This window comes from Sphaerisporangium viridialbum, assembly GCF_049674955.1.
Classification (GTDB): domain Bacteria; phylum Actinomycetota; class Actinomycetes; order Streptosporangiales; family Streptosporangiaceae; genus Sphaerisporangium; species Sphaerisporangium viridialbum.
On record NZ_CP187232.1, the window covers coordinates 4,766,258 to 4,780,279 of the forward strand.

Here is a 14,022-nt window from a genome sequence, read left to right on the forward strand (position 1 = left end):
CCATCTACCTAGAGGACATGACGTTTAGTGCGCACTTTGAACCTGGGGATTCTGGCACACGTAGACGCCGGTAAGACCAGCCTGACCGAGCGGCTGCTCCACGCCGCCGGCGTCATCGACGAGATCGGCAGCGTCGACGACGGCAGCACCCAGACCGACTCCCTGGCGCTCGAACGGGAGCGCGGCATCACGATCAAGTCCGCCGTCGTGTCGTTCGTCATCGGCGACGTCACCGTCAACCTGATCGACACGCCCGGCCACCCGGACTTCATCGCCGAGGTCGAGCGGGTGCTGGACGTGCTCGACGGCGCCGTGCTGGTCGTCTCGGCCGTGGAGGGCGTGCAGGCCCAGACCCGCGTGCTGATGCGCACGCTGCTGCGGCTGGGCACGCCCACGCTCGTCTTCGTGAACAAGATCGACCGCGGTGGCGCGCAGTACGAGAAGGTGCTGCGGGAAATATCCGACAGGCTGACGCCGTCGATCATCCCGATGGGATCGGTGCGCGGCCTCGGCACGCGCTGTCCGTCCTTCACGCCGCACGGCGCCGACGCGGCGGACTTCACGGCCAGGCTGGCCGAGCTGCTCGCCGACCACGACGACGCGTTCCTCGCCGCGTACCTCGACGACGAGAAGCCGGTGTCCCGCGAGCGGCTCAGGGACGAGCTGGAGGCGCAGGCCAGGCGGGCGCTGGTGCATCCGGTGTTCTTCGGCTCGGCGATCACGGGTGCGGGCGTGGACTCGCTGATGACCGGCATCAGCGAGCTCCTGCCCGCGACCGAGGGCGACGCCGCGGGCCCGCTCTCGGGCGCCGTCTTCAAGATCGAGCGCGGCCCGGCCGGGGAGAAGATCGCGTACGTTCGCGTGTTCTCCGGAACCGTCCGGGTGCGCGACCGGCTGCGGTTCCGCCGGGACCAGGAGGGGAAGGTCACCGCGATCAGCGTCTTCGACCGGGGCTCCGCCGTCCCGCGCCCGTCGGTCTCCGCAGGAGAGATCGGCATGCTCTGGGGGCTCGTCGGGGTGCGCGTCGGAGACACGATCGGCGTGCCGCGGACGACCTCGGCGCGCCACCGTTTCGCCCCGCCGACGCTGGAGACGGTCGTCGTCTCCCGCCCCGCCGACAAGGGCGCGCTGCACGCGGCGCTCGTCCAGCTCGCCGAGCAGGACCCGCTGATCGACCTGCGGCAGGACGACGTCCGGCAGGAGATCTCCGTCTCGCTCTACGGCGAGGTCCAGAAGGAGGTCATCCAGGCGACGCTGGCGAACGACTTCGGGGTGGAGGTCACATTCCGCGAGACGACCACCATCTGCGTCGAGCGGCCGGCCGGCACCGGCGCGGCCGTCGAGGTCATGGGCAAGGAGCCGAACCCCTTCCTCGCGACCATCGGGCTGCGCGTCGAACCGGCTCCGGTGGGCTCCGGAGTGCGGTTCGGGCTGGAGATCGAGCTCGGGGCTCTCCCGCCCGCGTTCCTCAAGGCGGTGCAGGAGACCGTGCACGAGACGCTGCGCCAGGGGCTCCACGGCTGGCAGGTCACCGACTGCATGGTCACCCTGACGCACTCCGGGTACGCGCCACGGCAGAGCCACGCCCACGCCAGCTTCGACAAGAGCATGTCCAGCACAGGCGGGGACTTCCGCAACCTGACGCCGCTGGTGGTGGTCGACGCTCTCAGGCGGGCCGGCACCACGGTGTACGAGCCCATGCACCGCCTCAGCCTGGAGATCCCGGCGGACACCTTCGGCTCGGTGCTGCCCGTGCTCGCACGGTTGCGCGCCGTCCCGCGGACGCCGGCGATGCGCGACTCGTCGTGCGTGATCGAGGGTGAGATCCCCGCCGCCTCCGTGCACGAGCTGGAGCAGCGGCTCCCGGCGCTGACCCGCGGCGAGGGCGTGCTGGAATGCGCCTTCGACCACTACGAGCCGGTCCGCGGCACTCCCCCGGCCCGGCCCAGGTCGGACCACAATCCGCTCAACCGCGAGGAGTACCTCCTTCAGGTGCAGCGGCGCGTCACCGGACGGGGGGAGGGCGGCTGACCGTCACCAGTCGGCGGCGTCCACGTAGGACCGGGTCCAGAGAGCTCGCCGAGCCGGACGCATTCCAGAATTCGTTCCAGAAAAACCGTACGAGGGTGAATTCCGGTACATTCGCCGTCGTGGGAACCGGCACCGATCACCCGCAGCGTGGGCTCGACCTCGGCTACGCTCGCGTGTCCGCCACCAAGCGGTCCCTGGACCGGCAACTCGACGCGCTGACCGCCGCCGGCATCCCCGCTGGGCGGATCTACACCGACGACAGGACCGGAACCGCCCCCGGACGTGCGGGCCTAGACCGGCTCCTGGCCCGCGCGCGTGCCGGGGACACGATCGTCGTGCACACCCTGGACCGGATCGGCCGCAACCTCCGCGAGGTGCTGAACCTCGTGCACGAGCTGTCCGAGCGCGGCATCGGTGTCCGCTCGCTGGCCGACCCGCTCCCCATCGACAGCGCCGACGAGGGCGTGGGCCGCATCGCCTCCCTGCTGCTCGCGCTGTTCGCCGAGATGGAACGGACCTTCGCCGCTGAGCGCGCCGCCCACGCCCGCGCCGTCGCCGAAGCGGGCGGCCGGCACGTCGGCCGGCCCGTCGCCCACCCCGCCGACAAGATCGAATACGCCCGGTCGCTGAAGGCCCAGGGCGACTCCCTCGGCCGGATCGCGGCCGAGACCGGCATCCCCAAGACATCCCTGCACCGCTACCTCTCCGATGTCGTCCCTCCGGCCGGCAGGGGTCGGACCGCCGGCGTGAGCAGCCGCGGCCGGCGGCTCGCGGTAGCCGAGGGAGATGGGGCGAGCCTGAATGACGAGGCCGCGACCGTCGCCGCGGTCCAGGGTGGCGACGAGTCGGCGTTCGCCGGGCTTGTCGAGCGATATCGGCGGGAGCTGCGGGTGCACTGCTACCGGATGGTCGGCTCGTTCGAGGAGTCCGAAGATCTGGTGCAGGAGACGTTCCTGCGGGCGTGGCGCAAACGCGAAGGCTTTCAGGGCCGTTCCAGCTTCCGCGCGTGGCTCTACCGGATCGCGACGAACGCCTGTATCGACTTCCTCGACCGGCACCCGCGCCGCCCGCTCCCGCGGGAGGCCGCGCAGGCGAGCGACGCACCCGGGGCGCCGCCGGACGAGATCCGGTGGCTGCAGCCCTTCCCGGACCGGCTGCTGGAGCCGGCGGCAGCGGGCGACGTGGAGCCGGACGCCGCCGCGGTCGGCAAGGAGACCATCGAACTGGCCTTCCTGGTCGCCATCCAGCACCTGCCTCCCAGGCAACGTGCGGTGCTGATCCTGCGGGACGTGCTCGGCTGGTCGGCCAAGGAGTCTTCCGCGGCGCTGGGGTTGAGCGTCGCCTCGGTGAAGAGTGCCCTGCAGCGGGCGCGACCGACCTTGCGGACGCACCTTCCGCGGCGCCGGGAGGAGTGGGCGCCGTCAACGCCCGCGACCGCGCAGGAGCGGGCATTGCTGCGGCGCTTCATGGACGCCCACGAGCGAGCCGACACGGCCGCCTTCGCACGGTTGCTGAGCGAGGACGTACGGGTGACGATGCCTCCGCTTCCGTTCTGGTTCTCCGGTCGCAAGGCGGTCGCGGACTTCACCGCACATGTCTTCGGACCTGGCTCGCCGCTGTACCAAGCACAGTGGCGGAGCGTGCCCACCCGGGCGAACCGGCAGCCGGCGGTGGCGGGGTACGTCCGGCTGCCGGGAGAAACCGAGTATCGGGCTCAGGTGCTCAACGTGCTGCGGGTGGAGGACGGGAAGATCGCCGAGATCACCGTCTTCGAGCCGCACTTGTTCCCCGCGTTCGATCTGCCGCTGACGCTGTCCCAGCTCCCCGGCCCGGGCGGGGGCGGTGATTCCTTTCCGGCCGCCTCACCGTCTCAACAGCGGACGACCTCGATCCGCGAGGTCGACGACGGTGAGGAACGCTGATGGGGCCCGACGATCGCGAAGATGTGACGGCGCTGGATTTCCAGACCAGGCCGCCCGGCGGCACCGGCATGAAGGACTTCGAGCGCCGGGGCCGACTGTGACGACCGGGACCGGAATCCGCCCTGACCGTCACCACTGCCAGGAGGCCGACCCGTCATGAGCACCTATGTCCTGATCCCCGGCGCCGCGTCCGACTCCTGGTACTGGCATCTGCTGAACGCCGAACTGCGTGCGCGGGGCCACGACGTGGTCGCGCCCGACCTGCCCTGCGACGATGACTCGGCCGGGCTGGCCGAGTACACCGACTCGGTGATCGACGCCATCGGCGACCGCACCGGTCTCGTCGTGGTCGCTCAGTCCTTCGGTGGATTCACCGCACCCCTGGTGTGCGAACGAGTACCGGTCGATCTGCTGGTGCTGCTGACGGCGATGATCCCCGCGCCGGGCGAGTCGCCCGGCCAGTGGTGGACCAACACCGGCTGGGAACAGGCCAGGCACGAGCAGGACGAACGCGACGGCAGGGCACCCGGCGACGACACCGCCCTGTTCCTCCACGACGTGCCACCCGCGCTGGCGGCGGAGGCGGCCGAGAGGCGCCGTGATCAGTCGGCCACACCTTTCCTGAAGCCATGGCCGCTTCAAGCGTGGCCCGCGGTGCCGACGAGATTCCTGCTCTGCCGCGACGACCGCTTCTTCCCGGCGGAATTCATGCGCCGGGTCGTCGGGCAACGCCTCGGCATCCCGCCGGACGAGATCGACGGCGGCCACTGCGTCGCCCTCAGCCGCCCCAAGGAGCTGGCCGATCGACTGGAGGCCTACCAGGCCGAGCCGGCGTGAGCCGCGCTGAAGGAGCGGCGGGTAAAGTCGTCGCCATGGGCACCGCACGCGGGTCCGACCGGGCTCTGAGATGGGCCGTCGCCGCCATGGACACCGCACGCGGGTCCGACCGGGCCCTGAGATGGGCCGTCGCCGCCCTCCTCGTCGCGGTCGCCGACGCCGTCCTGCTCTACCCCGGAGGCCCGCACGGCTGGGTGACGGCCGCCCGGGTGACGGGCATCGCCGTGGTCGCGGCGATGGCGTCGCGGCTGCCCGTGCCCGCTTTCCTGGCGGCGCTGGCGCTCGCGCCGCCCGGCGGGCCGAGCGCGCTGCTCGTGTGGACCGCCTACCAGACCGGGCGGCTGGTCGTGTCGCGATCGGGCATCGCCGTCGCCGCGGTGGGCGTCGTCTGCGGCCTGGCCTGGCAGCTGCTCCTGCTGTCCGCGCCGCCGGGTCCCGTGGTGAGCGGATACGTGGTCTTCGTGGCGTTGCCCGTGGTGCTCGGGCGCTATCTGGCCCAGCATCGCAGCCTGCGGTCGGCCCGGGACGCCCACAGGCGGCAGCAGCGCAGGGAGCACGCCCTCCTGGCCGACCAGGAACGGCTGCGCGAGCGGCTGCGGATCGCCAGGGACGTCCACGACTCCCTTGGCCACCGGCTCAGCCTGATCTCGATCCAGGCCGCCGCGCTGGAGGTGACGCACCTGCCGCCGCGCCAGCGAGAGGCCGTCCAGGAGCTCGCCGCCACCGCCCGGCACTCGCTGGACGAGCTGCACACGCTGGTCGGCGCGCTCCGTGGACGCGCGGAGCCCGGCACGCGCTCGCTCGGCGCGCTCGACGGGCTGGCGGCCGAGTTCCGCGCCGCGGGCACCCCGGTGACGGTGCTGCGCGAGGGGACCGCCGGCGTGCCGGCCCCGGTCGCCGAGCACGCCGCGTACCGGGTGGTGGAGGAAGGGCTGACCAACGCGGCCAGGCACGCGCCGGGTCAGCCGGTCACGGTGGCGCTGCGCGGGGAGGGCGACACCCTCCTGGTGAGCGTCCGCAACCCCCTTCCAGCGCACCCGGCCGCCTCGTCCGGGCGCACCGGGCACGGGCTGGCCGGGCTGGACGAGCGGGTGCGGCTCGCCGGCGGCGTCTTCCACACCAGAACCTCGGACGCGGAGTTCCGGCTCGTCGCCATGCTGCCGCTCGCCGAGGCCGTCGAGGAGACCGGGCCCCCGGCGGCGGCCCCGGGCCGCGACCGCCTCTGGGTGGTCGCGCTCGCGCTCACCGCGGCGGTCCTCGTGCTCGTCACCGGCCCCGCGGGCGTTCCAGGAGGATGATCACGTGATCCGGGTCCTCGTCGCCGACGACGAGCCGCTCATCACCGCCGGCATCAGGACGGTGCTGGAGTCCACGCCGGACATCGAGGTCGTCGCCGAGGCGCGGGACGGCAGAGCGGCCGTCGAGAAGGCGCTCGCGCACCGCGTCGACGTGGCGCTGCTGGACATCAGCATGCCCGTGCTCGACGGGCTGAGCGCGGTGGACGAGCTGCGGCGGCACGCCCCCGGCATCCGGGCCGTGATGCTGACGGCCTTCGGCGAGGAGTCGAACGTGCTGCGCGCGCTGCGCAACGGCGTCGCCGGGTTCGTGCTCAAGAACTGCACCCCCGACGAGCTGATCCGCGCGGTCCGCGCGGCGGAGGCCGGAGACGCCTACCTCTCCCCGGCGGTGACCCGCGTCGTGCTCGGGATGGTCACCCCGCTGGCGGCGGGGCGATGGCAGGAGGCTCGGCGGCGCATGGCGGCGCTGACCTCCCGCGAGTCCGAGGTCCTCGATCTGGTGGCCGAAGGGCTGTCAAACGCCGACATCGGCCGGCGGCTGCACATGAGCGAGACCAGCATCAAGACCTACGTCAGCCGCGTCCTCGCCAAGCTCGGCTGCGCCAACCGCGTCCAGGCCGCGCTGCTGGTCCGGGACGCGCGCACCGTCTGACCGGCGGGCGCCGCCCGCCCGCCGGGGGAATGCCGCTCAGGCGTCGCGACGCCGCATCACCAGGTAGCCGCCGACCAGGGCGGCGGCGGCCCAGAGCGCGAGGATGCCGAGCCCCGTCCACGGACCGTAGTCGCGCGCCCAGCGCGGGTCGTCCTGCGGGCCGGCGATATGCATGATCACCATGCCCGCCTGGTCCGGGAGGTACTGGGTGACGGCCTTGATCGCCGGGACGTTGCCGAGCCCCTGCGAACCGAGGAAGAACAGCGGCAGCAGGATGCCGAGCGAGAGCGTGGAGCCGCGCAGCATCGCCGTCACTCCCATGGCGAACAGGCTGATCAGCGTCAGGTACAGGCACGCGCCGGCGAAGGCGGCCGGCATACCGTCCGCCAACAGGGAGGTGCCGTACGGGCCGAGGCCCGCCTGCGCCGCGAAGAAGGTGGCCGTCACCGTGACCACCGAGACCGCGAGGACCGGCACCGTCCCGGCTAGCATCTTGCAGCCGTAGAACAGGCCGCGCCGCGGCACCGCCAGCAGCGAGGCCCGGATCGTCCCCGAGCCGTACTCGCCGCCCACGACGAGCACCCCGAACACCACCAGCGCGAGCTGGCCCAGGGTCAGGCTGTAGAAGGTGGCGAAGATCGGATCGAGCGCCTCCTGACGCCCGGGCAAGCCGGTGGCGTAGGAGTCGCGCAGCATGCCAGCCAGCAGGCGGCCGAGCCCGGCGCTGAGCGCCAGGGCCAGCACCGGCGTCCAGACCGTCGACGGCACGGTCCTGATCTTGGTCCACTCGGAGACCAGGACGGCTCGTACGGTCGCGACGCCCACCCCCTCGTCCACACTCTTCGCGGTCATCGCACGTCTCCCCGGTGATCGACGGCGTCCCTGGTGAGCCGCATGAACGCCTCCTCCAGCGAGCCCGGCCGCGTGCCGGCCTCGTACAGCGTCAGGCCGTGGGCCTCGGCCAGCTCGCCGATGCGCGTCTCCTCCGCCTCGTAGACCTCCAGCGCCCCGTCGGCCGCCTGCCCCACCTCGAGCCCCGCCGCGGCGAGCACGTCGCGCATCCGTTCGGGCTCGGGCGTGCGGATCCGCACGTGCGAGCGGGCGCCCGCCTCGACGAACTCCCGCACGGAGGTGTCGGCGAGCAGCCGGCCCCGGCCGATCACGATGAGGTGCCGCGCGGTCAGTGCCATCTCGCTCATCAGGTGGCTGGAGACGAGCACCGTCCGGCCCTCCTCGGCCAGCCTGTGCATCAGGGTCCGGATCCACAGCACGCCCTCGGGGTCCAGCCCGTTCACCGGCTCGTCGAAGAGCAGGACGGGCGGGTCTCCGAGCAGCGCCGCCGCGATGCCCAGCCGCTGCGCCATGCCGAGCGAGAAGCCGCCCGCCCGCTTCCCCGCCACGCCCTCCAGCCCGGTGAGCCGCAGGACCTCCCGCACCCGCGCCTTCGGGATCCGGTTGCTCTGCGCGAGCCAGAGCAGGTGGTGGTACGCGCTGCGTCTCCCGTGCACCGCTCCGGTGTCCAGCAGCGCCCCAACTCGTCGCAGCGGCTCGGGCAGTGCCCGGTAGCTCCTGCCGTCTATGCGAACCCGGCCTCCGGTGGGGCGGTCGAGGCCCAGGATCATCCGCATCGTGGTCGACTTGCCTGCGCCGTTGGGCCCGAGGAATCCGGTGACCTGGCCGGGCCGCACGGTGAAGGTCAGGCCGTCGACCGCCACCGTGTCCCCGTATCTCTTGCTGAGGTTCTCCACTTCGATCACGTGGTTCACGCTAGGGACCGGGGCCATCGCGTCGCAGTCCTCGAAAGTCGCCACCTGCGTCCACCGAAGTCGACAGCCAAGATCCTCGGCTCCCGCGTGATCGGGCTCACCAGCACAGAGGAGAAGCGGGACGTCCTCACCGGCCGCCTCGGCTTCGACGCGGTGCTCGACTACCTCGCCGATCAGCTGCGCGCCATCATGCCGCGGGATCGGTCGCGGTGTTCGGTGGGGCGGATGCCGAGAGTGCGTTTGAAGGCGACGCTGAGAGCGTAGGAGCTGGAGTAGCCGACCTGGCGGGCGACGGCATCGACGGTGGCGTCGCTGTTGGCAAGCAGGTCGGCGGCCTGGCAGATGCGCCACTCGGTGAGGTAGGCCATCGGTGGGCGGCCGACGAGGCTGGTGAAGCGCTGCGCGAAAGCCGCTCGGGAGATACCGGCCTGCGCGGCCAGCCGGGCGACCGTCCAGGGGCGTGCGGGATGATCGTGGATGGCCCTGAGGGCGGGGCCGATCATGGGGTCGCCATGCGCGCGATACCACGCGGGTGCGTCTGTCGTGGAGAGCTTGAACCACTCGCGCAGGCTGGAGATGAGCAGGAGGTCGAGGAGCCGGTCGAGGATGGCCTCCTGCCCGGGGGAGTCCTCGCGGATCTCGCTGGAGATCATGTCCAGCGTGGGGCAGCCGCCGGGGAGTGCGGGGATGGGGGCGAGCCGGGGCAGCGCGTCGAGCACGCGCTGCCCGACCTGGCCGCTCACCTGATAGGTGACCTTGAGCAGCACGGTGGACCCGCCGGTGAGCCCCCCTGGGCGGCACATCGGCAGCTCGCCGGTGACCTCGTCTCCGTCAGGCGTGGTGCAGGATCTGGACGCGTCGACCACGGCCAGCGGCGCGGTGGCCGGGTCGTCGGCGACGGTGAAGGAATCGGGGCCGAGAACGAGCGCCACGTCTCCGGTGCTCAGGAGTACGACATCGCCATGATCAGGCACGATCCAGGCCTCGCCACTGAGCATGGTCAGTAGCGTGAGCGGTGCCTCCTCGGCGAATCGCAGCGACCACGGCGGGCTGACGATCGACTGGTCGAACAGTGCCCCCACCGGACGGATGTCACGCAGCAGGCTCGTCAGAGCGTCTCCCATGTCAGACAGCTTAGACGCTCAAACATCAAGAGCAGACGATAGGCCATCGTCCGTCCAGCCTGGCGCCGGTTGACTGGGCGACATGTCTATTTCATCGACACTTGTCACCGGTGGCACCGGCAAGACGGGGCGGCGGGTGGCCGCCCTGCTGGATCGGCGTGGCGTGCCCGCACGGGTGGCGTCTCGATCGGGCCCAGTGCGATTCGACTGGGTGGACGAGACGACCTGGGAACCGGCGCTGGCCGGAGTCCGCGCCGTCTACCTGATCGATTCCCAGGACGCGGGCGCCGAGGCCGAGGCGCGTGCCTTCACCAAGCGGGCCGTCGCGCACGGTGTGGACCGGCTGGTCCTGCTGTCGGCCAGGGTCTGGGCCGAGATGGGCGACCCGGCCGGGCTCGCCGTAGAGAACGCGGTACGCGAAGCGGGAGTGGCCTGGACGATTCTGCGGCCGTCCTGGTTTGCCCAGAACTTCGGCGAGGACCCGCTTATCGCTACCGCGATAGCCCGGGGGGATCTGCGGATACCCACCGGTGAGGGACGCGAACCGTTCATCGACGCCGAGGACATCGCCGAGGTCGCGGTCGCCGCCCTGACCGGCGACGGTCACGCCGGAGAGATCTACGAGCTGTCCGGCCCCAGAGCACTGACCTGGGGACAGGCCGTAGCCGAGATCGCCCGCACGACCGGCCGCGCCGTACGCTTCACACCGATCAGCGATGAGCAGTACCGCACCGAACTGGCCGCGGCCGGACACCCAGACGACTACGCCGAGATCACCTCGGCGCTGTTCGCCCACATCCGCCACGGGCGCGGCGCTGCGCTGTCGGACGGCGTGCGACGCGCCCTTGGTCGCGAACCCGCCGACTTCGCCTCCTACGCCCGACGCCTGGCGCAGGCAGCCGATGTCTGACCACTCTCGCCGCCCCTGGCTCGGCTTGGCCGTACTGCTCTTCCCGACCCTGCTGATGACCGTCGACCTCGGAGTCCTCTGGCTGGCCACACCCGCGCTGGCCGCCGATCTCGGCCCGTCCAGCACTCAACTGCTGTGGATCAACGATGTGTACGGCTTCGCCGTCGCCTCCCTACTGGTCCTGTCGGGCAACCTCGGCGACCGGTACGGGCACCGCAGGCTCCTGCTGTTCGGCATCGCGGTCTTCACGCTCGCCTCGATCATGGCCGCCTACGCTCCCGGCCCGGGCGTGCTGATCGCGGCCCGGGCGATCCTGGGCGCGGCGGGCGCAGCCATCGTCCCGGCAACGCTGTCGCTGATCAGCCACATGTTCACCGATCCGGTCCGGCGGGCCCGGGCGATCGCGCTGTGGGTGACGGCGCTGTCGAGCGGCATCGCCATCGGGCCCGTGGTCAGCGGGGTGATGCTGGAGCGCTTCTGGTGGGGCTCGGTGTTCCTGGTCGCCGTGCCGGTCATGCTGGTCGTCCTGGCCGTCGTGCCGCTACTGGTGCCCCGGCACGCGAATCCGCAGGCCGGGCGACTCGACTGGGTCGGCGCTTCGCTGCTCCTGCCGGCCCTGATGCCTCTCGTGTACGCGATCAAGAGCCTGGGCGAGAATGGCTTCGCCCCGGTGACCTTCGCGGCGCTGGCCGTGGGGCTGGCCTTCGGCGCGCTGTTCCTGCGCCGCCAGCGGCGGGCTGCGACACCGCTGCTGGACGTGCGGCTGTTCGCTCATCGCACCTTTGCCGCCGCCTTGGCTCTGATGTTCATCGGCCTGGCAGCGATGAACGGCGTGGAGTACCTGATGCCGCAGTACCTCCAGCTGGTCAGCGGCCTGCCGCCGGTCCAGGCCGGCCTGCTCATGGTGCTGCCCGCGCTCGGCCTGGCCGCCGGATCGCAGCTCACCCCCGTGCTGACCCGGCGGGTACGGCCCGCGTACGTGATCGCCGTGGGCGCGGCCCTGGCCGGCGCGGCCTTCGCCATGATGGCCGCACTCCCCAGCGACGCCTCGGGAGCGGTCCTGGCGATCGGCGCGGCGACCGCCATGATGCTGGGCCTGGCACCAGTCACCGTGCTCGGCACTGCCATCGCGGCCGAGGCCGCCCCGCCGGGCAAGGCCGGCCAGGCCTCCTCAGTCGGGCAGACCGCCTACGAGCTCGGCCTCGCCTTCGGCATCGCCGCCACCGGCAGCGTGATGGCAGCCGTGTACCGCAACCACGTGCGGGCCGCCTCCCCAGTAGGTGCGCCCGCAGACGTGGTGAGGGAGGCGGCCGGCAACCTCGGCGGCGGCCTGGCCATCGCCGAACGCCTCCCCGGCGAGCTCGGCGAGGCGATGGCTGCAACCGTGCGCAACGCTTTCGCCTCCGGACTACACGCTGCCGCGATCATCAGCGGCAGCCTGGCCGCGGCGCTGCTCGCGCTCGCGCTCCTGCTCCTGCGGCGCGTCGCACCCACCGGCGAGCGCAGTCAGCCGCGGACAAGAACGAGAACGACCACGACCACGACGGGGTGCCGTTAACGAACAACCTCGGCGCAGCATGCCACTCAACTGAACTATCTGGCCTGGGTTCATCTGGTGCCGCCCGCCGCCCTGGAGACCACGCTGCGGTAAGCAGTTGAGGCGTTGGACCTCGCTACCCGGAGTGACGCCACGGCGCAGATCGCCTGGGCCACCTGTACGCCGGAGTCGCGCTGAGACGGCTCCTACGCGTTCGCGGGCCCATCGGTGCCGGCGGCCTTCCCGGCAGGCGGCCGGGCCTGCCGGACCGCCTCGCGAACCGCCGGCGCGATCTCGCGCGCCCACCGGCCGAGCGCGACGTCGGGCGGCGTGCCGTCGGCGACCGGGAAGTAGGTGAATCCCGCCGCCCCGTGCTCAAGGACCGCCGTGGTGAGCTCGTCGGCCCACTGCTCGGGCGAGCCGCCGATCCAGCGTCCGGAGTCGTCGCGCGTGGCCGGCAGCGGCGAGGTCGTGATGCGGCCGGGGAGGTTGTAGACGGTCGCGATCTCCGAAGGGTCCCTGCCCACGGCCGCGGCCGCCTCGTCGATGAGGGGTCGCGACTGGGCGAACCGCGAGCTCCGCCAGTCGGCGGCGTGACCGGGGATCCAGCCGTCGGCGAGCCGCCCCGTGACCGCCAGTGACTTCGGCCCGAGCGAGCCCGTCCAGATCGGCGGGGTCGGGACCTGCGCGGGAACCAGGCCCGCGACCTGGTAGAACTCCCCGTCGAAGGTGACCGGGCCGCCACCGCCCGACAGAGCCCTCACCACGGTGATCGCCTCCTCCAGCGCCCGGACGGCCGCCGCCGGCGAAAGCGGTTCCACGCCCAGCTTGGCGATCTCCTGCCACAGCCCGCCCGCGCCCATCCCGAGCACGACGCGTCCGCCCGACAGCGCCGACAACGCGGTGACCGTCCGGGCCAGCATGGGCGCGGGACGGCTCGGCAGGTTGGTGACGTTCACGGCCCCGGCGATGCCGGTCGTCCGGCCGAGGACGACGCCCAGCGCCGCGTACGCGTCCAGCCTTTCGGCGAAGTACGGATGGTCGGACACGCTGACGAGGTCGAGCCCCTCGCGATCCGCTCGCACCGCTTGCCGGAGCAGCGCGTCCACCTCGCCGACCCCCGTCTCGAGCCCGAAACCGAACAGAACTTTCCCGTCCGCCGTCATGGCACGCCTCCTAATTAGTTCGTGTTACGAATAGTTCCTATCACGAACTAGATCGGTGTCAAGCCGCGGACCCCTCGGCTCCAACGGGCCGGCGCGCCTGGGAGGTCTCGCCGGGGCGGGTGAGAGCGCGCCGGCATGAGCCGTCGGAGCAAGCAGGCTTGCCGATCTGGCAAGCTGAGAGGATGGAAGACGAACTGGACAAGGTCCTGACCGCGGTCGGGCCCCGTCTGCGCGCGCTCCGCCAGCAGCGCGACGTCACGCTGGCCGACCTGTCCGCGGAGACCGGCATCTCGGTCAGCACGCTGTCGCGGTTGGAGTCCGGCCGGCGCCGGCCGAACCTCGAACTGCTGTTGCCGCTGGCCAAGGCCCATGGCGTCCCACTGGACGAGCTCGTCGGCGCGCCTCCCACCGGAGATCCGCGCATCCACATGCGGCCGATCACCCGCTTCGGGCGGACGATGGTGCCCCTGACGCGCCGGGCCGGAGGCGTCCAGGCGTACAAGCAGGTCATCCCCGCGAGCCCGCGCCCGCAGGTACCCGAGCCCAAGGTGCACGAGGGCTATGAATGGCTCTATGTCCTGAACGGGCGGCTGCGGCTGGTCCTCGGCGAGCAGGACCTGGTGCTCTCCCCCGGCGAGGCCGCCGAGTTCGACACCCGTGTGCCCCACTGGTTCGGCAGCGTCGGCAGCGAACCCGTCGAGTTCCTGTGCCTGTTCGGCAGGCAGGGCGAGCGCGCCCACGTCCGCGCACGCCCCAAGGCGAAATAACGCCCCCGGGCC

General features: G+C 71.9%; 12 protein-coding genes. 8 read left to right on the forward strand and 4 right to left on the reverse strand.

Annotated features, from left to right (window positions below; genetic code table 11):
* Positions 1-27 precede the first annotated feature (27 nt).
* The 5 genes from ACOZ38_RS21460 (at position 28) to ACOZ38_RS21480 (ending at position 6,740) form a co-directional block, all read left to right on the forward strand.
* On the forward strand, positions 28-2,031 hold the full coding sequence (locus ACOZ38_RS21460) for a GTP-binding protein (protein ID WP_424532981.1): 2,004 nt from the start codon (positions 28-30) through the stop codon (positions 2,029-2,031).
* Between the two features lie 119 nt (positions 2,032-2,150).
* Positions 2,151-3,953 carry an RNA polymerase subunit sigma-70 gene (locus tag ACOZ38_RS21465; RefSeq protein ID WP_424532983.1) on the forward strand — a complete coding sequence of 601 codons (1,803 nt, stop codon included), beginning with the start codon at positions 2,151-2,153 and terminating at the stop codon, positions 3,951-3,953.
* Between the two features lie 156 nt (positions 3,954-4,109).
* A complete protein-coding gene (locus ACOZ38_RS21470; RefSeq protein WP_424532984.1) occupies positions 4,110-4,790 on the forward strand; it encodes an alpha/beta hydrolase in 681 nt (226 codons plus the stop codon).
* A gap of 35 nt (positions 4,791-4,825) precedes the next feature.
* Complete coding sequence (locus tag ACOZ38_RS21475) at positions 4,826-6,088, forward strand: sensor histidine kinase (protein WP_424532986.1); 1,263 nt, start codon at positions 4,826-4,828, stop codon at positions 6,086-6,088.
* A gap of 4 nt (positions 6,089-6,092) precedes the next feature.
* On the forward strand, positions 6,093-6,740 hold the full coding sequence (locus ACOZ38_RS21480; protein ID WP_405148612.1) for a response regulator: 648 nt from the start codon (positions 6,093-6,095) through the stop codon (positions 6,738-6,740).
* Between the two features lie 36 nt (positions 6,741-6,776).
* Here the strand turns inward: ACOZ38_RS21480 and ACOZ38_RS21485 are convergent, their stop codons facing one another.
* From ACOZ38_RS21485 to ACOZ38_RS21495, 3 genes are all read right to left on the reverse strand, one after another.
* Positions 6,777-7,592, reverse strand: coding sequence for a hypothetical protein (locus ACOZ38_RS21485; RefSeq protein ID WP_424532988.1), 816 nt, complete (start codon positions 7,590-7,592; stop codon positions 6,777-6,779).
* Positions 7,589-8,497, reverse strand: coding sequence for an ABC transporter ATP-binding protein (locus ACOZ38_RS21490; RefSeq protein ID WP_424532989.1), 909 nt, complete (start codon positions 8,495-8,497; stop codon positions 7,589-7,591). The genes ACOZ38_RS21485 and ACOZ38_RS21490 overlap by 4 nt, the downstream gene beginning before the upstream one ends.
* Positions 8,498-8,679: 182 nt before the next feature.
* Positions 8,680-9,630 (reverse strand): cupin domain-containing protein, encoded by a 951-nt coding sequence (locus ACOZ38_RS21495; RefSeq protein ID WP_424532990.1) that lies wholly within the window; start codon positions 9,628-9,630, stop codon positions 8,680-8,682.
* A gap of 82 nt (positions 9,631-9,712) precedes the next feature.
* Here ACOZ38_RS21495 and ACOZ38_RS21500 point away from each other — a divergent pair, with 82 nt between their 5' ends.
* Positions 9,713-10,540, forward strand: a complete 828-nt coding sequence (locus ACOZ38_RS21500) for an NAD(P)H-binding protein (RefSeq protein WP_424532991.1) — start codon at positions 9,713-9,715, stop codon at positions 10,538-10,540.
* On the forward strand, positions 10,533-12,098 hold the full coding sequence (locus ACOZ38_RS21505) for an MFS transporter (RefSeq protein ID WP_424532992.1): 1,566 nt from the start codon (positions 10,533-10,535) through the stop codon (positions 12,096-12,098). Before ACOZ38_RS21500 ends, ACOZ38_RS21505 begins: the two co-directional genes overlap by 8 nt.
* Before the next feature lie 185 nt (positions 12,099-12,283).
* On the opposite strand, the gene ACOZ38_RS21510 is transcribed toward ACOZ38_RS21505, so the two are convergent.
* Complete coding sequence (locus tag ACOZ38_RS21510; protein ID WP_424532993.1) at positions 12,284-13,243, reverse strand: LLM class flavin-dependent oxidoreductase; 960 nt, start codon at positions 13,241-13,243, stop codon at positions 12,284-12,286.
* Positions 13,244-13,425: 182 nt separating this feature from the next.
* Here ACOZ38_RS21510 and ACOZ38_RS21515 point away from each other — a divergent pair, with 182 nt between their 5' ends.
* Complete coding sequence (locus ACOZ38_RS21515) at positions 13,426-14,010, forward strand: helix-turn-helix domain-containing protein (protein ID WP_424532994.1); 585 nt, start codon at positions 13,426-13,428, stop codon at positions 14,008-14,010.
* Positions 14,011-14,022: the final 12 nt, after the last annotated feature.